21 protein-coding genes are annotated in these 21,266 nt (G+C 41.7%); 9 read left to right on the top strand and 12 right to left on the bottom strand.

Going from position 1 to position 21,266, the window contains the following annotated elements; all coding sequences use genetic code 11:
- Window positions 1-19: 19 nt before the first annotated feature.
- From MZHIL_RS10595 to MZHIL_RS10010, 9 genes are all read left to right on the top strand, one after another.
- Window positions 20-187 carry a hypothetical protein gene (locus tag MZHIL_RS10595; RefSeq protein ID WP_013899268.1) on the top strand — a complete coding sequence of 56 codons (168 nt, stop codon included), beginning with the start codon at window positions 20-22 and terminating at the stop codon, window positions 185-187.
- A 246-nt stretch (window positions 188-433) separates the two neighbouring features.
- Window positions 434-1,255, top strand: coding sequence for a hypothetical protein (locus MZHIL_RS10045; protein WP_013899267.1), 822 nt, complete (start codon window positions 434-436; stop codon window positions 1,253-1,255).
- Window positions 1,256-1,334: 79 nt separating this feature from the next.
- Entirely contained in the window at window positions 1,335-4,859 is a 3,525-nt protein-coding gene (smc, locus tag MZHIL_RS10040; protein WP_013899266.1) for a chromosome segregation protein SMC, read from the top strand.
- Complete coding sequence (locus tag MZHIL_RS10035) at window positions 4,856-5,701, top strand: segregation and condensation protein A (RefSeq protein ID WP_013899265.1); 846 nt, start codon at window positions 4,856-4,858, stop codon at window positions 5,699-5,701. The genes smc and MZHIL_RS10035 overlap by 4 nt, the downstream gene beginning before the upstream one ends.
- 13 nt (window positions 5,702-5,714) lie before the next feature.
- A complete protein-coding gene (gene scpB, locus MZHIL_RS10030; RefSeq protein WP_013899264.1) occupies window positions 5,715-6,809 on the top strand; it encodes an SMC-Scp complex subunit ScpB in 1,095 nt (364 codons plus the stop codon).
- Window positions 6,810-6,917: 108 nt separating this feature from the next.
- Window positions 6,918-7,469, top strand: a complete 552-nt coding sequence (locus tag MZHIL_RS10025; RefSeq protein WP_013899263.1) for a TATA-box-binding protein — start codon at window positions 6,918-6,920, stop codon at window positions 7,467-7,469.
- Between the two features lie 19 nt (window positions 7,470-7,488).
- Window positions 7,489-8,412 carry an S-layer glycoprotein N-glycosyltransferase AglJ gene (gene aglJ / locus MZHIL_RS10020; protein WP_013899262.1) on the top strand — a complete coding sequence of 308 codons (924 nt, stop codon included), beginning with the start codon at window positions 7,489-7,491 and terminating at the stop codon, window positions 8,410-8,412.
- Window positions 8,413-8,596: 184 nt separating this feature from the next.
- Window positions 8,597-9,877 carry a phosphomethylpyrimidine synthase ThiC gene (gene thiC, locus MZHIL_RS10015; RefSeq protein ID WP_013899261.1) on the top strand — a complete coding sequence of 427 codons (1,281 nt, stop codon included), beginning with the start codon at window positions 8,597-8,599 and terminating at the stop codon, window positions 9,875-9,877.
- A gap of 61 nt (window positions 9,878-9,938) precedes the next feature.
- On the top strand, window positions 9,939-10,727 hold the full coding sequence (locus tag MZHIL_RS10010; protein ID WP_013899260.1) for an SAM hydrolase/SAM-dependent halogenase family protein: 789 nt from the start codon (window positions 9,939-9,941) through the stop codon (window positions 10,725-10,727).
- A 3-nt stretch (window positions 10,728-10,730) separates the two neighbouring features.
- Here the strand turns inward: MZHIL_RS10010 and MZHIL_RS10005 are convergent, their stop codons facing one another.
- From MZHIL_RS10005 to MZHIL_RS09950, 12 genes are all read right to left on the bottom strand, one after another.
- Window positions 10,731-11,726: a radical SAM protein gene (locus tag MZHIL_RS10005; RefSeq protein WP_245527545.1), complete on the bottom strand. Its 996-nt coding sequence runs from the start codon at window positions 11,724-11,726 to the stop codon at window positions 10,731-10,733.
- 92 nt (window positions 11,727-11,818) lie between these two features.
- Entirely contained in the window at window positions 11,819-12,130 is a 312-nt protein-coding gene (rpl12p, locus tag MZHIL_RS10000; protein WP_013899258.1) for a 50S ribosomal protein P1, read from the bottom strand.
- Between the two features lie 57 nt (window positions 12,131-12,187).
- Window positions 12,188-13,222, bottom strand: a complete 1,035-nt coding sequence (locus MZHIL_RS09995) for a 50S ribosomal protein L10 (protein WP_048815725.1) — start codon at window positions 13,220-13,222, stop codon at window positions 12,188-12,190.
- Window positions 13,222-13,863 carry a 50S ribosomal protein L1 gene (locus MZHIL_RS09990; protein WP_013899256.1) on the bottom strand — a complete coding sequence of 214 codons (642 nt, stop codon included), beginning with the start codon at window positions 13,861-13,863 and terminating at the stop codon, window positions 13,222-13,224. The genes MZHIL_RS09995 and MZHIL_RS09990 overlap by 1 nt, the downstream gene beginning before the upstream one ends.
- A 162-nt stretch (window positions 13,864-14,025) precedes the next feature.
- Window positions 14,026-14,511 (bottom strand): 50S ribosomal protein L11, encoded by a 486-nt coding sequence (locus tag MZHIL_RS09985; protein WP_013899255.1) that lies wholly within the window; start codon window positions 14,509-14,511, stop codon window positions 14,026-14,028.
- Window positions 14,512-14,562: 51 nt separating this feature from the next.
- Window positions 14,563-15,033, bottom strand: a complete 471-nt coding sequence (locus MZHIL_RS09980; RefSeq protein WP_013899254.1) for a transcription elongation factor Spt5 — start codon at window positions 15,031-15,033, stop codon at window positions 14,563-14,565.
- A 4-nt stretch (window positions 15,034-15,037) separates the two neighbouring features.
- The gene (locus MZHIL_RS09975; protein WP_013899253.1) at window positions 15,038-15,247 is read right to left on the bottom strand and encodes a protein translocase SEC61 complex subunit gamma; all 210 of its coding nucleotides are present in this window, start codon (window positions 15,245-15,247) and stop codon (window positions 15,038-15,040) included.
- A 173-nt stretch (window positions 15,248-15,420) separates the two neighbouring features.
- Window positions 15,421-16,518, bottom strand: coding sequence for a cell division protein FtsZ (ftsZ, locus tag MZHIL_RS09970; protein ID WP_013899252.1), 1,098 nt, complete (start codon window positions 16,516-16,518; stop codon window positions 15,421-15,423).
- Between the two features lie 53 nt (window positions 16,519-16,571).
- A complete protein-coding gene (locus MZHIL_RS10410) occupies window positions 16,572-17,978 on the bottom strand; it encodes a D-aminoacyl-tRNA deacylase (protein WP_083812362.1) in 1,407 nt (468 codons plus the stop codon).
- Between the two features lie 85 nt (window positions 17,979-18,063).
- Window positions 18,064-18,861, bottom strand: coding sequence for a class I SAM-dependent methyltransferase (locus tag MZHIL_RS09960; RefSeq protein ID WP_013899250.1), 798 nt, complete (start codon window positions 18,859-18,861; stop codon window positions 18,064-18,066).
- Window positions 18,862-18,911: 50 nt separating this feature from the next.
- Window positions 18,912-19,301 (bottom strand): ABC transporter permease subunit, encoded by a 390-nt coding sequence (locus MZHIL_RS09955; protein ID WP_083812359.1) that lies wholly within the window; start codon window positions 19,299-19,301, stop codon window positions 18,912-18,914.
- A 22-nt stretch (window positions 19,302-19,323) separates the two neighbouring features.
- The gene (locus MZHIL_RS09950; RefSeq protein ID WP_013899249.1) at window positions 19,324-20,691 is read right to left on the bottom strand and encodes an NAD-dependent succinate-semialdehyde dehydrogenase; all 1,368 of its coding nucleotides are present in this window, start codon (window positions 20,689-20,691) and stop codon (window positions 19,324-19,326) included.
- Window positions 20,692-21,266 lie beyond the last annotated feature (575 nt).

Genomic DNA, 21,266 nt, shown 5'->3' with positions numbered 1-21,266 from the left:
AAATGAGGAGTGTGGTTAAATGAAAGAATGGGAATATGATGCTAGGAAAATAAATGTGATCAATCTGCCCCATCAGATGAAGGATCTTGAGGAGCTGGGAGATGAAGGATGGGAACTTGTCTGGATCAGAGATGACATTGATGAGAACGGAGAGGCTACAGCTATCCTGAAGAGACCAAAGAGCTAAAAAAGGTTCTTAAATATTTTTTTTCATATTCGTATTTTTACTTTTTTATTCCTTGTATAACGCTTTTTTCCGAAATCATAATTTTGAACTGTATCAATTCCGGTCTTTTGAATAAGTGCCTGGAAAAATTTAATGCAGTAAAGGATACAATGTCACCATAAATTATATTATACGTTTTGAATATAATGTATTCAGATACTCTGATTTTAATGAATATTATGGGATGAATGGTTTGCGAGGTATTGCATGAACAATGAAAAAAGGGATCTTGTTATTGAGAGACTTGAGCGCCAGCTGGCAGAAAAGGATAGGGAATTTGAACACATAAAAAAAACCGTCAAGGATTCAATTATTGATGAACTGCAGCGTGATATGCAGAATGGTTCTGATGTCAACGACCGTCTCAGGAAACTCGAATCCAGAGTTCAGGAAATTTCAAATAATCTTAATGGAGTTATGAACGAGCTCCTGGATCAGAAGTCGGTAATCCGGACACTTAAAAGCAGATTTGAACAGGATAATGGATCCGATATCGGTATTAAGGTTCGGCAATCAGGACCCGATAATGATTTCAGTGAAAATGCGCCTGAATCATTTCCGACCCGGGTACAGTCCTTTGAAGCTGATTCTGTATCGGATTTTCCACGATCAGGATTGGAGTCAGCTGCAGTAAGGGATGCCCCGTCTCAAAAGCCTGAGACTGTGAAAAAAGAAAAACAGCCTTTTTCGGACAGGACTGAAAAGAACGATCCCCTTGATAATAATGCACGCTTTAGAAAGGTCAGGTTCAATATACGCGATGCCCACAATCCTCCATCAGATAATAAGAATGCAGAAGAAAATAAGAACGATGAATCTGAATATATAATCGCAGAAAGTTGTGATAATCCCGATTTTATCAACAACAGGCCAAAAAATGCACCAAATGACTGTAAGAAGGAAACATCTGAATATATTATAGCAGATGACAACAGAGCAGGTAAAAAAAGAATGGAATCTGAACTGGAATCTGTGGAAAGTCGTGAAGGAGAGGATGCAGTAATAACCACAACATACAGGAAATCATGATCCTGAGATTATTCGGATCCAAAAAAAGATAACTTCCAGTGATAATTTTTAGCATCCATCCAAAAAACAGAGGTATCGTGTGTATATCAAGCAAATAGAGTTTACGAATTTCAAATCTTTTGGTAAAAAGGTCAGAATCCCTTTTTTTGATGACTTCACTACCATTTCCGGCCCAAACGGAAGTGGTAAATCCAATATCATAGACGGTATACTGTTTGCACTGGGACTTTCCAGTTCAAGGACCCTGAGAGCAGAGAAACTTACAGATCTGATCTATAATGATGGGAATAAAAATAAAAGACCGGATTTTGCTCAGGTTTCAATAGTTTTTGACAATACTGATCGTGAAATGCCTGTTGATGCAGACCAGGTAACAATTACCCGCAAGATCAGGGAGACGGACAGTGGATATTACAGCTATTTTTATTTTAATGGAAAACCTGTAAGCCTTTCAGATGTTCATAATATTCTTTCCAAAGCAAGGGTCACTCCGGAAGGCTATAATGTAGTTATGCAGGGTGATGTAACCCGTATAATTACAATGACTCCTACAGAGCGCCGTAAAATAGTTGATGAGATAGCAGGTGTTTCTGAATTTGACAATAAAAAGGAAAGGGCCCTAAATGAACTGGAAATTGTCAGGGAGAGAATTGAGAGGGTTGACATCATAATAGACGAGGTGGGTACACAGCTTGAGAAATTAAGAGGTGAAAGGGACCAGGCGCTCAAATACAGATCACTAAGGCAGGAGAAAATGAAGTATGAAGGTTTTGTTCTCCTGTCCAAACTCAAGGATGCCAGATCAGAACTAACTGCGGTAAAAGATGAGATCGATTGCAGAAAGGGTTCACTGGAAGAACTTCAAAGTCTGATGGAACAGGCTTCGCAGAAACTGGAAACTGCAGAGAATGAACTTGAGGAACTGACAGAAACCATCAGGAAGATGGGTGAGGATGAACAGATACAGATCAAAAAAGACATTGAGGAGATAAGGGGAGAAATTTCGAGATGTAGTGGCAGTATTGAACTTACTGAAAGTGAGATCGAGGATATTGATTCCCGCAGAAGAAAGGTATTTGTTGAGATAGATGAAGATAAGAACAGGATCAATGAACTGGAATCCAGGATATCGGAAAATACGCTTAGAAAGGAAAGCCTGAATGATCAGATTGGAGAGCACAGGACTGAGTACAGGCTGGTGATGAGCAAGATTGCAGAAATCGATTCAAAATTTGCAAGTACCAGGGATGAGCTCTCATCACTCAAATCTGAACTGGAAGATCTCAAGAACAGAAAAAGTGAACTTCTAAGAGAAGAGGACCGTCTGTTGGATGCACTCAGGCGCAGGTCTGCAGAGGTCAGGGAGATTGAGAATGAGATCGATGATGCAAAATCAAAGGTTGAGTCCTCCGACAGTGATACCCGTTCAATAAAATATGAAATCGAAAAACTCACTGAAAAAATCAATACTCTTACACAGGATATGGATGATCTGGAGAGCAACAGATCCCAGATAAAAAAGGTTGTTACTGAGCTGGAAGATACTCTGCGCAAGTACCAGCAGGAATATGCACTTGTAGAAGCCCGCGTCAGGGCTGCTGAAGATTCCGGTAACTATTCAAAAGCTGTGGATATAGTTCTTGATGCACGTAAAAAGAAGGTTCTTCCAGGTATCTATGGAACTATTGCAGAGCTTGGAAAGGTGGACCAGAAATATGCCACTGCTCTTGAAATCGCTGCTGGTGGACGCATGCAGGCAGTTGTGGTGGAAACCGATGAGGATGGGGCAGGTGCTATTGATTATCTAAAGAGCAGAAGAGGTGGAAGGGCAACATTTCTTCCACTAAACAGGATGGAAGCCAGAAGACCCTACAAGGATCTCTCTGACAGAGAAGGCGTTGTTGGATATGCCATTGACCTGATAGACTTTGATCCAAGATTTGAGGCAGCTTTCTGGTATGTTTTCAGAGATACTCTGGTTGTTGATAACCTGAAAAACGCAAGACGCCTGATGGGTGGTTTGCGGATGGTTACCCTTGATGGAGAGACTATAGAAAAGAGTGGAGCCATGACAGGCGGATTCAGGCAGAGTTCAAGACTGTCCTTTGCTGCTGCTGAAAAGGAGAAACTGGTAAAACTGGCAGAACAGATTACGGAATACGACTCCAGGAGAAATACCGCTTTAAAAAAGATGGACTCTGTGGAAGCTCATATCTCATCTACCAGAAAGGAAATTGATGACCTGGAAAAAATGATATCAAGAAAGGAAATGCAGCTTGAAGAGATTGCAGGGCGTGGTGAGAGGCTGGCAGGTCTGATAGAATCCCGAAATCAGGAACTTGAAGAGATTGAATCTGCACAGAAAAAGTTGCGGGAGCAGATGGATGCTGTAGTCTCTGAAAGGAACGAAATTGAAGAGAATATCAAATCACTTACAGACCGGATAGAGGACCTGGAAAAGAAACTGTCCAGTTCTCAGATTCCGGAATTTAACAAAAGGGCTGAAAGTATTGATGAAGAGATTAAAAGGCTGGAAGACAGGGTTCGGGATATAGATTCCCAGATCAATGCTCTGCGTCTTGACCATGAGTATGCGCAGAAAAAAATTGAAGATAACAGGAATCTGATCAAAGACCTTGAAGATAGAAAGTCAGAGTACAGGGATCGCATAGTTTCCCTTGGTAAAAAGATCGAAGAACTTGAATCTCTTCTGGCAGAAAAGCAGAACAAGGAGAGCCAGATATCTGAAAATCTTGCAGAGGCCCGTAAAAGAAGAGAACAGAAGCAGAGTGAATACCGCAATATCAAATCTGAGTTCGAAGCTGCCAGGTCCAGGTTCGAAGATGCACAAAGAGAAATGACAGCTCTGGAATCTACCCGTGATGCCCTGACAGAGCAGATAAGTGAACTGATCACTGAACTGGAGAGAAGAGGTGTGGAGGAAACCGATGATGTTCCTGGCTATGAAGCTGTAAGGACAAGGATTTCATCTATAGAAAGAGCTATGGAAAAAATGGAACCTGTAAACATGCGTGCCATTGAGGAATATGATAATGTGAAATCAAGACTTTCTGAACTGGAGCAGAGACGGGATATTCTGTTCAATGAGAGAGAAGAGATTCTGATCCGCATAAACCAGTACGAGAAATTCAAGAAAGAGGCGTTCATGGATTCTTACAATGGTATCAATGAACATTTCAAAAATATATTCAATGAACTCTCGGATGGCAGAGGTGAACTGGTTCTGGACAACTATGAAGACCCTTTCAGCGGTGGGCTAACCCTCAAGGCCCAGCCTAAGGATAAAACCCTGCAAAGGCTTGAAGCCATGTCAGGTGGTGAAAAAAGCTTAACTGCCCTTGCATTTGTTTTTGCAATACAGCAATACAGACCGGCACCATTTTATGCATTTGATGAAATTGATATGTTCCTGGATGGATCAAATGCAGAAAGGGTGGCCCAGCGTATAAAGAAATCCGGAACCTATGCCCAGTTTATTGTGGTATCCCTCAGAAAGCCAATGATAGAGGCAGCTTCAAGAACAATAGGAGTTGCAATGCAGGATAATAACATTACAAGTATTACAGGTGTGAAATTGCGTTGAATACTGCCAGGGAAATGGAAATTGAGGATATATCAGATAGTCTGGGACAGGGAAGTCTCAATCTGATTCCCACACTGGATCCTGATTTTATAGAGAGCCTGCAAAAGCTTGGTGTGGATGAATCAAAGCTGGAACTATCCGGTGATGTTGCAGGGGAACCGGTTGAAATTCTGGTAAACCTTGCAAAGAATGAGGAGATCAATCCCTGGGATATCGATATCGTTGAGGTCACTGACAAGTTCCTGCGCAGAATAGAAGAGATGAAGATTACTGATCTGAGGATTTCTGGAAGAACACTTCTGTATGCTTCAATACTTCTTAGAATGAAATCCAATGCCCTTGTGGAGGATGTTGAGGAGGAAGATGAAGAAGAAGACGGTTTTCTGGATGAAGAGCTTGGTTTTTATGATATAGAGGAATATCCTGTTCCAAATCTTCCGATCCGGCGAAGTTCAAAGCGCCCTGTTACCCTTGAGGAATTGATCACAGAACTCCAGAAGGCAGAACGAGTTGAGACTAGGCGAAGGGACCGTATAAAACACAGAAAGGGTAGTGAAAACCGAGCAGTTACAACTGATGAAGTGCTTGAAATTGCACATGAGGAAAATATAACCGTTCTTACAGAATCTCTCTATGGAATTCTGGAGGGTATGTTTGAAGAAAATGAGTATGTTTCTTTTAGCCATTTACTTGAAGCAGGTTATGGTGAAGAGATATCTGATCAGATAATGGCCTATATCTCACTTCTTTTCCTTGCCACAGAAAAGAAGATTCGTCTACACCAGAGGGAACTGTTTGATGAACTTTATATAAGCCGCAATGATGCTGCAATAATGCAATGAGAGGTCTGGCAGTATGAATCATAAGGAAATTGTCGAGGCGGCCCTGTTTGTTGCAGGAGATGGGGTCAATATCAAATCTCTTGCCAAGATCGTAAATATCCCTGAAAAGAATGTTATAGATACTGTCAGGTCACTCATGGAGGAATACAGTAGCAGGGAAACGGGGCTTGAAATTGTGGAGACCGGTGAGAAGCGATATGTAATGCAGGTCAAACCCAGATACTCCGATATTGTGAGTCGTCTTGCACCAGGTGAAATAAAGTCTCCTGTACTTAGAACACTGTCCATGATAGCATACCATCAACCAATAGCCCAGTCAGAACTTGTGGATATCAGGGGTAATTCTGTCTATGAGCATATACGTGAACTTAAAGACAGAGGCCTTGTAAACGCAGCTCCACATGGTCGTACAAGGATACTTCAGACAACACCGCTGTTTGCAGAATATTTTGGAATTGATTCCAATGATCCAGAGTCTATCAGGAAAAAGATAATTGAGCTCTCCAGAAAACAGAGCGGAAGTGTGGGACTTGACAGATGGCTTGGAAGAAGGGTTGTTGCAATAACTCCAATGTACGAATCACTAATGGAAATGTGTGGAATAGAGGATTATCGTGTGCTAAATGTATACAGCCCGGATGAGGATGAACTTGATTCACTGGCTGATGTGTATAGGCTGATAGTGTCCAGGGGATACAGTGAACAGGTGAGCAGGTATTACGATGGTGAGATCATTGAAATTGGATCCACTACTTTCAATGATCTTATAGATTCAATTCAATCCCTTGAAGACATATACGATTCCGATAAGGCCCGGGAGAGTATAGAGAAAATCAAAGAGCTCAGGGAAAGATATGTATCAAAGGCAATGGTGATAGACAGGAAGGTAAAACCTGCTACAGATATGATTTCCAGGATAGTGTCAGATCTGCATATAGGGGTTTCTTCAACGGGGGTTGTAATAGCGCCTGATTATGGAGTGTCCAGCAATGGAGTGGATGTGTCACATGATGCCCGGATTCTTGTACCCACTCATGAGAAGGAGGGAAGCTTGATTGAAAGGGTGTGCAGAAAATATGATGCAGTTATAGATGGCCTTAAAGAATAATACTGTTTTTTCGGGATAAGGTATTTAAAGGATATATATAAAAAGAGTATAGTATATATAAGGGTTGTTCATATGTATCATTCACTTTAAATGCTGAGGACTTTGATTATGACTGGATATAATATCAAAATCGAAAATGTGGTTGCATCCACTAAACTTGCAGAAAGTTTTGACCTGACAAAGATAGAAATGGAATTTGAAGGTGCAGAATATAACAAACAGAAGTTTCCTGGTCTTGTATATCGTGTTTCTGACCCAAAGGCTGCTTTTCTGGTATTCACATCCGGTAAGGTAGTCTGTACAGGTGCCAAGAATGTGGAGGATGTACACACCGTTATTAAGAATATGGCCCGCAAACTCAATTCCATAGGGGTCGAAACCGTTGAGGATCCTGATATAACAGTGCAGAACATTGTTGCCTCTGCTGATCTTCATGCAATACTTAATCTAAACGCAATTGCAATAGGACTTGGTCTTGAAAATATTGAATATGAACCTGAACAGTTCCCTGGACTTGTATACAGGATTGATGAACCAAAGGTAGTAGTTCTGATATTCAGTTCAGGAAAACTGGTTGTCACAGGTGGCAAATCCCCCGAAGACTGTGAAATGGGTGTTGAAGTGGTAAGACAGCAGCTTGACAGCATGGGATTGCTGTAAAAAAGTAAATGTGAGTATCTTGAAAGAAGATAACCCTGATGTTTGTATACTTCTTCCTACATTAAATGAGGAAGCAACCATTGCCCAGCTTGTAAGGGATTTCAGGTCAGAGGGCTTTGATGATATACTTGTAATTGACGGCAACAGTACCGACCGTACAAGGGAGTTTGCCATATCAGAAGGTGCCAGTGTGGTCCTTCAGGAAGGCAAGGGTAAAGGTCAGGCACTGCAGCAGGCCTTTGATTTATTAGAGAATGATTATATCATCATGGCAGATGGTGATGGTACCTATCTGGCATCCGATGTACATAGTTTACTTGATCCTCTTCTGGAGGACCGTGCAGATCATGTGATAGGCAACAGATTTGCAAATTATGAAAAGGGTGCATTCACTCGACTGAACAGAACAGGTAATTATCTTATAAATCGTCTTTTTGGTTTTGCCTATGGCGAATGGCTGAATGATATACTGTCCGGGTATCGGGGATTTACCAGAGAGGCCATCAAATCATTCGAACTCAACAAGACCGGATTTGAAATTGAGTCAGAGATCACAATTGAAAGCGTAAAAAAGGATATGAGGATTGCTGAGGTTCCAATAACATATCTTGCAAGGAGTGAAGCAGCTGCAACCAAACTGAATCCTCTGCGTGATGGGTTCAAGATAGGTGCTACAATATATCAGCTTGCAAAAGTTCACAACCCGATGTTCTATTTTGGAATTATAGGTACCATACTTCTGATATTTGGAATACTTACAGGTGCTTTTGTTGTGAGTGAATGGCTAAAGGGAGTTACACGTGAACTCATGACCATTCTTACTGCCATTCTTATATTGTCCGGTTTTCAGGTGCTGATATTTGGTTTCATGAGCGATCTGATAGTATCGCTTCACAGGGATACTATACGCACTATCAGAAGGATTGAGAAGAATAAAAAATAACTGTTCTTACATTTCTTCTTAAAAAGCAATTCTTAGTGATAATTAATATGTTTTTGACACCTGTAGAAGGTATAATCAAGTTTAATTGATATATTCTCAATTCTATTTTTTAAAAAGAATTATATAATATTCTGACTTTTTGGTTATTGAGATCACACATATAAAGATCATAGAGGTATTTGATATGAGTATAGTCAATGATGCAAAGAATGGTAAAATCACTGAAGAAATGAAGACAGTTGCAGCTTCCGAGGGCGTTGACCCTGAATTTGTAAGAAGGGGTATTGCAGCAGGAAGGATCGTAATCCCAACATCTCCTTACAGGGATGTAAAATTATGCGGTATTGGAGAGGGACTAAGAACAAAGGTAAATGCATCCATTGGTACATCTTCTGATATTGTGGATGTTGATATGGAAATTGAAAAGGCAAAGGCAGCCGAAAGAGAAGGTGCGGATACTCTTATGGAGCTAAGTACCGGTGGAGATTTCCTTGATATCAGGAAAAAAGTTGTTGACAGCATCTCCCTTTCAGTTGGATCAGTTCCCCTCTACCAGGCATTCATTGAGGCTACAAGAAAACATGGTTCAATTGTCCATATGACAGAAGATGATCTCTTCAAAGCTACAGAGGACCAGGCAAAGCTGGGAACAAACTTTATGGCAATACACACAGGTATCAATCAGGTGACACTTGACAGGCTCAAGGCACATGGTAGATATGGTGGCCTCTGCTCTCGTGGTGGTGCCTTCATGAGTACCTGGATGCTCTATAATGAAAAGGAAAATCCCCTCTACAGTCAGTTTGATTACCTGGTTGAGCTCCTCAAGGAGCACGAGGTGGTTCTTTCAATGGGTAATGGAATGCGCGCAGGAGCAGTCCACGATGCAACCGACAGGGCCCAGATACAGGAACTTGTGATCAATGCTGAACTGGCAGATAAGGCCCATGATCAGGGATTGCAGGTAATTGTTGAGGGACCGGGGCATGTACCCATAGATATGATAGAGACCAATGTAAAGCTGATGAAAGCAATGACCAACAATAAGCCATTTTACATGCTTGGTCCACTGGTAACTGATGTTGCACCAGGCCGTGATCATATCGTAACTGCTATTGGAGCATCACTGTCCAGTTCAGTAGGATGTGATTTCCTCTGCTATGTGACACCGGCAGAACATCTTGCACTGCCCAATGTGGAAGATGTAGTCACAGGTGTCCAGACCTCCAAGATTGCAGCTCATGTTGGTGATATGGTGCGTCTTGGAAAACGTGACCAGGATCTTGCTATGTCCAGAGCACGTGCAGGCCTTAAATGGGAGGATATGTATGAACATGCGCTTGATCCGGAATATGCACGTAAGATCAGGGACAGCCGGGCTCCTGCAGATGAAGAATCATGTACGATGTGCGGAGATTTCTGTGCCCTTAAGATTGTCAACCAGAGTTATAATCTTGCAAAATAACTCTACTTTTTTCTTTTTTTGAAATAATCATTTTATATTTTAAATCAGATATATCTCTTTGATGTCGCTAATATCACTTACAACTGATTTTGGATCATTCTATCCTGCATTTATGAAGGCAGTTATTCTCAGGATTAATCCTGATGCAAGGATTGTTGATGTCACACATACAGTTTCCCACGCTGATATCCGTGCCGGGGCTTTTGCCATTTATTCAATAGTTCCGTACTTTTCCCAGGATTCCATTCATGTAGGTGTGGTTGATCCGGGGGTGGGTACATCCAGGCGTTCCATTGTGATAGATGCACAGGGGGTTCTTTTTGTTGGCCCGGATAACGGTCTGCTGATACCGGCAGCAAAAAGAATTGCAGGGCAAGATCTCAGAGTATATGAAATAAAAAACAAAAAATTTATGCTTGAGGTGTCAGCGACCTTTCATGGAAGGGATATATTTGCACCGGTATCTGCTCATCTCTCCTGCGGAGCATCTGCTGATGAGGTTGGTGAGAGAGTATATGATTGGGTGGACCTGGATTTCAAACAGCCCCTTATTCAGGATAGTTCAGTATCCGGAGAGGTTATTTTTGTAGATGATTTTGGAAACATCGTTTCAAATATACCATATAGCATGATCTCTCAGATAACTGATTTTGGGAGTGAAGTTATTGTATATAACAGAAAGATTCCCTTCTGTCGTACATATGGGCGTGTTGATGAAGGAAATATGATTGCCCTTATCGGGAGTCATGGTTTTGCTGAAATCGCTATAAATCAGGGTAATGCTGCAAAAAAGCTGGGAATCTCTTCTGGAGACCGGATGATAATTGAAGCCTGTAATGATACTGATTGACCATTACATCCACTCATAGTTTTTTATAACCTCAGGCCTGAACTCATAGAGCAGGCTGTTTTCCACATATCCAAAGAACAGGCACCCTTCACAGCTGGAGGTCAGATGCTTGCGAGTATTATCTGATCTGTCCCAGATATTTGTTATACCCTCCCTGATATTTCCGATACTTTTTTTCCGTACACGACAGTGCTCGACCTCTCCGTCTGAGGTAACATTGAGTATTATATCTGATGCATGGCATCTGTAGTTCAGGTCCAGATTTTTTACCATGCTAAGGTATGTGATGGAATTGATTATTGGATATCCTTCCTTTTTCATCTCAATGAGCCTATCAACAATTTTTTCATATTCCTGCCTGTTATCTATCCCGAACTCTTCCCATGTTTTTTTATCTATACTCTTAAATTCATGTACAGGTTCAAATGATATCTTCAGGTTCAGGTCCTGAACAAGTTTTACCAGATCTTCTATATCTGTGAGGTTCTTATTGCTGATAACACAGTTTATTAATATTTTTTTGTGGAATTTATCTCTGGCTTTTACGATTCCAGGTAATATAGCTGCAAAATCAAGTCCTCTGATCTGTTTATGAGTTCTGATGCCATCTACAGATACAGAAAGATAATCAAGATGCTCCAGATCATCAATTCTCTCCTCAAGCAGTTTTCCATTGGTAATAAGAGATGTAATCATTCCCAGCTGGTGTGCATATTCCAGAATCTCAGGAAGATCCTCTCTGAGCAATGGTTCGGTGGTCCATGCATTGTAGAAAAGAATTCCAAAAGATCTGGCTTCCCTGAGAAGATCGAAGATCTCTTCTGTACTCATCTCATCCCTTTCTTCCATCCAGTAGTCACAGAAACTGCATCTGAGATTACAGCTTGAGTTGATACCATGGGAGAGTACCACGGGTCTCTTTCTGATATGTAACTGCCAGAGGGTTTTAAGATAGAACAAAGGAGAGGACTGGACCATAATCCTATCTTTGGTATTCATTGTTTATTATATTTCTCTGTCAAATCTACCTGATCTGAACGTCAAAAAAAAGAATCCCGCCGCAGCGGGTAAAAAATGAAGAGGATAAAGTTTTATCCAAACAGGGCTCCGAGTCCAGCCATACCGCTTTCTTCGGATTCCTCTTCTTCCTCTTCCTCTTCTGCCTTCTCCTCTTCTGCTGCAGGAGCTTCAGCTTCTGCTGCAGGAGCTGCGGCACCAGGAGCTGCAAAAGCGGCAGATGCCATTGCTTCTTCGATATCTACATCTTCAAGAGCTGCTATAAGGGCTTTTACCCGTGCTTCGTTAACCTCTACTCCTGCGGCTTCCAGTACGGAAGTAATTCCATCTTCTGTAATTTCTTTTCCTGCGCTGTGCATCAAAAGTGCTGCATATATGTATTCCATTACAAATCACCTACTGTTATTAATGTAATTTTAAGATTATATATTATGTTCTAGTTTTTATCCAAATAGTGCACCAAGTCCAGCCATACCGCCTTCCTCGGATTCCTCTTCCTCTTCTTCCTCTTCAGTTTCCTGTTCTGTGCTTTCTGTAGTTTCCTGTGGAGCGGCTGTTGCGGCAGATACTGCAGCTCCAAGCGCTTCCTTCAGTTTTTCATCCAGCACACTTTCATCTTTAGCTGATGCTGCAGATGCAAGTGAGAGCATCTGGGAATATGCTTTACCCAGTAAACTGCCCATAATCTCAGGTTCAAGCACACCTGCAAATACACCAACATTGCGTGATCTGGATACTGCAGTTGAGATAAGGACATTGATGTTGGCTGCAGTTGGATAGGCTGCGTTGAATGAAAGGTTGAATGCTTTCTGGAAAGCAGTTGTAATATCCTGGAAATACTGTTCTTCATCAATTGAAAGTACATCCGGTGTAAATATGGATCCGTTCTCATAGACTGCTCTAAGATCCACACCAACTTCAAGTGGGTATATTTCCAGTCTTGCAAGCATTGCTGCAAGTTTCTGAGAAACTGTTTCCCCCTTTTTGGCAACAACCTTGTTCTCCTTGATAACGACCTTTCCCTGTTCTATAGCAGCAGGAATACCTACACTCTGCAGATCACCAAGTATTGGGCCAGGAGGGAAACTGGTTGGACCCTTTTCTACACTAATATCTTTTGGAGCAACTGTACCTGCTTTTATAGGAGATGGTGTTTTACTCTGCTCCAGCAGCTTGTATAGCTTGAAAGGATTTTCATTTGTAAACATCAGTGCAGTCTGAAGTTCAACGAACTCATTCATCTGACCTATATTCTCATCTGCCTGGTTTAGTGCTCTTTCGATGAGGGTATTTCTGGATACCTTGATAACTGCTGTATCCTTAAGTTCCCTTCTCATGATCTGGAACTGTTTTGCAGGTATTCCTCCGATTCCGGCGACTGCAAACAGTGGATATGATCGGATGAGCTCCTTGATATTTTCAATTTCTTCCTTCTTCCACTGAGGGACATGTTCTGTGTGATGTAGTGTTTCTTCCATCATACCACCCTCACGGATGAACCCATAGTGGTTGTTACGTGTATCGATTTAAGATTCTGCTTACCCTTTTCAAGAGCATTTTCTATCCTGTGGACAACTGTTTCAATATTCTCGGCCAGTTCATCTGTTCCGAGATTCCTTCTTCCAACTGAAACATGAAAAGTAAGCTTGTCCTTAGATCTTATACGTATAGAGTTCTTCAGGGTGTTGATCACACTGGCAATATCTCTGTCACCTGTGAACGGAATCGGCATTTTACCCCTGGGACCAAGGACGGTACCAAGCGATTTACCTATCATTGGCATGTACTGGGCTTCTGCAATAAAGAAATCACATTCATTTGCAAGCCCCCTTGCCCTTGATTTATCCGAAGCCAGATCTTTGATATCCTCTTCAGAGAATATATAATCTGCACCTGCATTCTTTGCTTTGAGTGCAACGTCTCCTTTTGCAAAGATTGCAACCTTGCGCTCCTTGCCAAGACCGTTTGGAAGTATTATTTCTTCGTCAATCCGGTTTTTTGGTTGACTCAAATCCAGGTTCTTTAGATTTATTGCCAGGTCAACACTTTCCTCAAAGCCTCTAGGTTTGGATTCTTCAAGTAATTTGTTAACGGCTTCTACTATACTATTATCTACCATTCAATTCCTCCCGTAGTTTCCGGAGTAAAAACCCATTACGGCTATTGCCTCCTACGGTTGATTTTTGTAGAGAAGTATGCCTCTCTACAGGCACTCCAATAGAGAATCAATTAGTTTTAAAGCTATCGGTTAAAATGAAGTTTTTCAGTTCAAAAGTGCGCTTTACCATTCTTCTGAATCAAAACGCTCATCGAACTGTCCTTCATCGATAGCTTTCTGGCACTCTCTGGGGGAAAGTCCCTCCACGGTGATTCCCAGTGGCACACAGCTTCCAATTATTTCTTTTGCTGCCGATTTAAGTGAATATGAGAGTATATCGTTCCTTTTCATACGGGCAACTTTTGAGATCTGTTCGATTTTAAGATCACCTATCACATTTGTTCCCGATTCTCCGGTTCCCTTTTCAACACCTGCTTCTTTCATCAGGAGTGCAGATGTTGGAGGGGTTCCAACTTCAATCTCAAAATTCTTTTTCTCATCTACAATGATCTTTACCGGAACCTGCATTCCATTATAGTCTCTGGTAGCTTCATTTATCTTATCGACAACATCCTTGATGTTTACTCCCAGTGGACCAAGGGCCGGACCAAGAGGTGGACCAGGATTTGCCTTTCCACCAGCTACTAATGCTTCCACAACACTTGCCATTAAATATCACCATTTGTTTGAATTGATTATTTATTAATTATTGATATTGTTTCAGGACTGTTCTTCCTTTTTAAGTACCCTTACAGTATCTCCTCTGATTGTTATAGGAATTGGCACCACAGCATCAAACAGCTCCACAGTGATTTCTTCATGTCCTTCATCAACACGTTTTACCCGGGCCTTTTCACCTTTGAAAGGACCAGAGGTAATCTCAATGATCGCTCCCTCAGTTATTCCGGTCACAGTTGGCTTTGGTGTGAGGAAATGCATGATCTCATCCAGACTGGACTGTCCCTTCACAATAGATCTGGCATGGGGTACTGTCTGTATAGCCTGTTCCACAATACTTGCCCTGGGAGATTCGATCAATATGTATCCTTTAAGTTCATCAGGAGCCAGAATTGAACGTATATCCAGTCTGTCCTTTTTCGCAATCTGTGTTAACATGACTGCAACTGAACGTTCCTGATTTGCTGTAGTCTTAACTACAAATATTGCGGATTCCTCATCCTCTGATGCCATTTAGTTACACCAACTTTGGAAATTCTGTAAGCAGTAGATAGATTATAAATCCTATTGTACCAACAACTAGGATACCAATAGCTGCAATCTTTGAGATCATCAGAAATTCTTCTCTGGATGGCTTTTTTGTAAGCTTTAGCACCCTGAGATATGTTTTCAAGCTCTGGATTATACCCTTCTTTGATTTATCAGATTGGAATGTACCGTTTGCCAATGTTTTCACAACCAGTTATAATTTTTATTTATACGTATATGACAGTCCTGTTCCCACAACCTTCTTCAGAGTGGTACATAATTATAGAGCCATCTAAACGACTTTACCTATAAAATACTTTTCGATCAAAGGAATGCAAAAGATATTATTCTGCAAAAAGATGGTGGTAAGATTTATTTAACGAAATCTATACCATATCTTCTGGTAACGTTCTTGGCACTTCCCTCTCCATATATCTGTGGTGATTTCACACCGGTTACCACGATCATTGTACGTACTGTCTGATCAAGTTCCGGATCCACCTGTGCTCCCCATATGAGTCTGGCACTTGGATCAATACGGCTGTACACTTCCTGAACAACAGTCTCAGCTTCTGCAATTGTCATATCAGGACCGCCGATCACATTTACCAGTGCAGAGGTTGCACCTGAGATGTCCACATCGAGCAATGGACTTCTCAATGCCTTTTGAACGGATTCGGCTGCCTTGTTCTCACCATCTGCTTCACCAAGTCCGATCATTGCAACACCGCCGTTTTGCATAACAGTTCTCACATCAGCAAAATCCAGATTTACAAGACCTGGCTTTGTAATAAGTTCAGTGATTCCCTTGACAGCCCTCATAAGTACCTCATCAGAGACCTTGAAAGCGGCTTGCAATGGAAGTCTTGGAACAACTTCCAGAAGCTTATCATTTGGAACGACAATTACAGTATCTGCAACCTCTCTTAATCTTTCCAGCCCTGCTTCTGCATTGGTACGCCTCACATGTCCCTCTACACCAAAGGGCAGGGTCACAACTGCAATTGTGAGGGCCCCTGCATCCCTTGCAGCGTCTGCAACAATTGGTGCAGATCCGGTACCTGTTCCTCCACCAAGACCGGTGGTAATGAACACCATATCTCCAGTTACAACCTTGCGCAGCTCATCCACACTCTCTAGGGCCGCATCTTCTCCGATCTGGGGAAGACTGCCTGCTCCAAGTCCTCTTGTTTTCTTTTTTCCAATGAGGATCTTCCTGTCAGCTGTGACATTGAGCAGGTGCTGTGCATCGGTATTGAGTGCAATAAGCTCAGCACCCCTTATTCCTTCATCTTTCATTCGCTGGATGCTGTTTGAACCGCCACCGCCACATCCTATGACTTTTATTGACGTCTGCAGTTCATGTAACATCTTTTCAAGTTCTGCATTGATATCGGCCTCTTCATCGTCCAAGGTATAATTCCTCTCCTGTGCGGACCGTGCCAATGCTTCTTCTACAATGGACTTCATAATATTATCCTCCCATTAGAATGACATATATAGTTTTTGCTAGGCTGGCTATTCTACAGTTTAATTTCCTTTTTATAAGATTGATAAACCATTTCGGGTTTTATAGTTTTTCCATTTATTCTGACATTTTGACCGTTTGCCAGTTTCCCGAACATTGGACCTGGAGATACGCCCTGTTCTCTGGCAAGTTGCGGACTGAACCTATTCTTTTTAATGTATAATATATTATCATCGAAATTATATTCAATTTCATAATGTTTTTTTAGTATTTGAATGCATTTATCTATATATTTCCCGGCTGCATCCTGTAGAATGCCATCACCTTGAATACTGAAAATACGATTTGCCAGTGTACCATCGGTCTTCTCTGCATATATCAGCGGGTATTCTTCAAAAAAATCCTTTAAACAATTCCTGTCAACAGAATCTACTTCCTGGATGAGGTCTCTGCTGAGTTCTGTAGATCGGATACTGGTGTTACATGTACACTTTGATGATGACAGGAATTCCTGAAGGCATCTGCTGATCACAGGTGTGGCACCTGGATATATCCTGTTCACCGTACTGCGAATCTCTGAATATGTACTCCAGGAAATCCCCTTTATCTGCTGGATCTCACTTTCCCTGATCACCTCAAGACCGAGCTGGTTGATTATTTTTTCTATTCTGCTTCTTTCTTCTGAAGGCATTGCTTTCCTGTCAAAATAGGCAAAGTCAGGATCTGTTCTTTCAATTGCATGCTGTATGATCTCAGCATCCATTCCAGATAGCTGGTAGTTTGGGAAACTATGTCCAAATGCTATATCTGCATTGAATATGAGCATGGACTGCCTGGCTGAATAATGCCCTCCTCCAAATCCAATTGCAACAGGTACTTCCTCCTGTAATGGATTGTCCAGAGACAGGATAGAACTGGCTACTATCCTACCTGCAACAGGATCTGTCCACTGGATGCTGGTGCTCCCAATCTCTGCATACAGGGAAGGTGTGCAGATGTCAGTTGGTCCATGATGTGTGGATTCCATTGAGACATCGTAATCAATCTCTTTACTGAGTTCCCTCATGGATCTCAGGATATTTCTCATGGCAACAGGTGCGGCCATTGCAACTTCCCGGGATCTGCCACCAAGTTCAGCCTCTGCTGTATTTCCGCTGATATGGGCTGTAAGCAGTTTTCTTCCATCTCTGCTGCTGTGTCTTGAAGCAAAGATTATCATTAGAGGATCCAGCCCAAAGGAGATAAGCTTGCGATCAATTCCGTCCTGGTAGATATGATGGGATTCAATCTCCACGATCCTGAAATTCCCGTGTTCAAATACTTTGCTAAAACCATCGATCTTCCTGTCAATCTGATTCCAGTTATACATTGAAAGCAGGCCCTTCATAATGTTCTGGCTTGCCGGGTCACCTGCAGAACATATAATTGTGATCTTCCTATTCTTCAGTTTTGATTCTGTCATTGTATCGTAAAAATGATCAATCCGCAATATTCTCTCAATCCCTATCCTGTTTGTATACTAATAACTCTTGCCGTCACACAGTGAACTATGTTTTTATCAGATCAAGTGCCCAGCGGCTAACACCTGGTGCTACATTCCCGCACCGCCTGTAAAATCGGACATCCAGCCCTGACCGGTGATATGTGTGTATCAGTTCCGGTATCTGATGCTCCTTTTTAAATGTATAGAAATGTATCATACCTCCCTTTTTGATGCAATCGGAAATTATTTTCAGGAATCGATCCATTCCATAGGGTGCAGGCACTATTGCCCTGTCAAAATCCTGAGAGAACATGCTTCTGATAGAGCATGCATCGGAATGTACAATTGATAAATTATCTTCAACACTGTTTATCCTGGAATTGTATTTCAAAAGTCTGCAGGCTCTGTGATTACTATCAACTGCAACCACAGTTGCTTTTTTTGCAGCAGGTATAGCAAAAGGACCCACCCCACTAAAAGGTACAACGACCATCTCATCTGTCTTTACCTGAGATTGTATTCTCTGTCTTTCATAGGATAGACGGCTGTTAAAAAATGCATTTGCCAGGTCGATCCTGTATACATATCCATACTCACGGTAATCAGTTGTGAACCTGTTTCCAAGCAGACATTCAAAAGACGCTGTTCTGCTGTCACCGGTAAGTTTTGTAATCTTGTTCAGTACAACATTGATGTCCCTGCGATTTTCAACTATAGCTTCTGCAATAGCTCTTTTGTATGGTCCAATATCAGGTGGTATCTGGACAACTGCAATATCTCCCAGCACATCAAATCTTGCAGGGATGAGGTGTGCCATATCTGATGACACTGTTTCTGCTATTATCTGTTCCATTTTTTTCATATTAGGACCCTGAATATTGCTGAGATATTCCTTTAATGGTAATAACCTTTTCAGCCGGTATCAAGATATTTGATATTCTGTGGGGTCAGTTTTCTCTCAAGAAGGGTAAATGAATGGTCTATAAATATTGCAAGCACAACTGCAGGTACTGCACCTGCAACAACCATCTGTGTATTGTATCCGATAAGTCCTTCAAATATGATCTCTCCAAGCCCTCCACTGCCTATAAGGGCGGTAAGTACTGCAATGCTGTTTGCCAGTATCGCTGAAAACTTTATTCCGGCAAATATCGCAGGATATGCATTGGGAAGCTTGATATATCGATTAATCTGCCATTTTGTAAGTCCTATTCCCCGGCCATAATCTATCAGGAGAGGGTCGACATTGAGCAGTCCAATATAAGTGTTCTTAATGATCGGCAGCAGTGCTCTTAGAACTATTGCTGGTCCATCAGGGAGAAACTCAGTACAGCTTCACTGATTTGAGATTCATGAATTCATACATGCCAAAGCTGGATAATTCCCGGCCAATTCCGCTCTTCTTGGTCCCTCCAAATGGCATTGAAGGCTCTGGTCTGAAAAAGCCGTTAATTCCTACCATTCCCGACTCTATTTCACCCGCCAGCTTCATTGCCTTTTCATCATCACTGCACCAGAGGGTTGCACCCAGACCAAAATCACTATCATTTGCAGTCTGTATGGCCTCAGATTCGTCATTTACTGTGATGATGGGAGCCACCGGTCCGAATGTTTCTTCCCTGTACACCTTCATATCCCTGGTAATGTCTGTAAGGATTACAGGTGAATAGAAATATCCATCTCCGTCCATCTTTCCACCTTCAAGCACTACATTTGCACCATGGTCAAGTGCATCATTGACCTGCACATCCAGTGTCTCAACCTGCTGTTTGGATGCAAGTGGTCCAATATCTGTACTGCTGTCCATTGGATCTCCAATTTTCATTTTTTCTGTGTGTTCTGCAAAAAGAGGAATAAAATCGTCTGCTATGCTCTCCTGGACAATTATTCTTTTGGCTGATATGCAGACCTGGCCACAGTTGAGAAACCTGGCAGATGCAGCGGTACTTGCAGCCATTTCAATATCTGAGCCTTCAAGCACAATGAATGGATCGCTTCCTCCAAGTTCAAGAACTGCTTTTTTCATATGTCGTCCTGCTTTTTCAGCAACTTTCTCACCTGTGAGCGTGCTTCCAGTAAATGAAACTCCTCTGATTTCATCCCGGCCTATGAGGGAAGATGCACATTTTCCATCGATCATAAGGGTTTGAAATACTCCCTCAGGCACTCCTGCATCCAGAAATACATCCTCTATCTTCTGTGCACACATGGGTACATAACTTGAATGCTTTAACAGAACCACGTTTGCACTCATCAGTGCATACGATGCAAAACTGAGCACCTGCCAGAAAGGAAAATTCCATGGCTTGATACAGAGAAGGGGTCCCAGAGGCTCAGGCCTTATATATGATTTTTTTGCACCCGCTCCATGCTCAATGGGCTGTAGGAGATTCTCTGCTTCATTTGCAAAATATTCAAAGGTAGATGCACATTTCTCAATTTCTCGAACTGATTGTTTGATAGGCTTGCCCATCTCTTCTGTGATAACAGATGCAAGTTCATTCTTTCCTTTTCTCAGTACCCGGGCTGTGTTGCTGAGATGTTCAGATCTGAGTACAATGTCTGTATTTCTCCATTCCTTGAATGCACAGGTAGCCTTTTCTATGCATCTGGATGTGTGATCTGTACTGAACATCTCAAATTCTTTGTATATTTCTTCTGTTGCAGGATTGATTGAAGCTATGGTTGCCATGATGATCCTCTACTAAATATTTGTGAGTATGGTATTTATTATGTGTACATGCTTTATGCAGGCGATTTTTAATATATTTGTCCTCATATTTTGATAATCTGTTTCCATGTACTATATATATATGCTCAACAAATCTTAATGTTTGTAAGTATCAAAGTGAGCACGACTTTTTGTACTACCCCGTTCCCCATCCCGCTCACTTTGATTTTGAGTGTATGCCTGCTGCAAAACGGTCTCTTCTATGGCAGGCATATCATTAAACTATCAACTGTCCATTGCTATCATATATTATTCTAAACTGTATTGGTATAATATTTTGTGCATTCCACTAGATCAATTATTAAGATATGTACATATCAATCAACAGCTTTTAATACAACTTAATACATATTACTATTTGGTAATGGAAAAGGTTCGTCATTCGCAAATTTGGGCGTAAAAACTCATGAACCACTGAAGGTTTCTGCGATTGACAGTGCTGGGACACCAATTATGATTGGTCCGACAGGTGACAAATAGTGGGGTTCACCGGGGGTGTCGGGAAGCTGATCAAAATTAAGGTGCCTTAAAATCCA

This window comes from Methanosalsum zhilinae DSM 4017 (assembly GCF_000217995.1).
Taxonomy (GTDB): Archaea; Halobacteriota; Methanosarcinia; order Methanosarcinales; family Methanosarcinaceae; genus Methanosalsum; species Methanosalsum zhilinae.
Note: the sequence above shows the minus strand (reverse complement) of the source record. Positions and strands in the feature narration are given on the sequence as shown.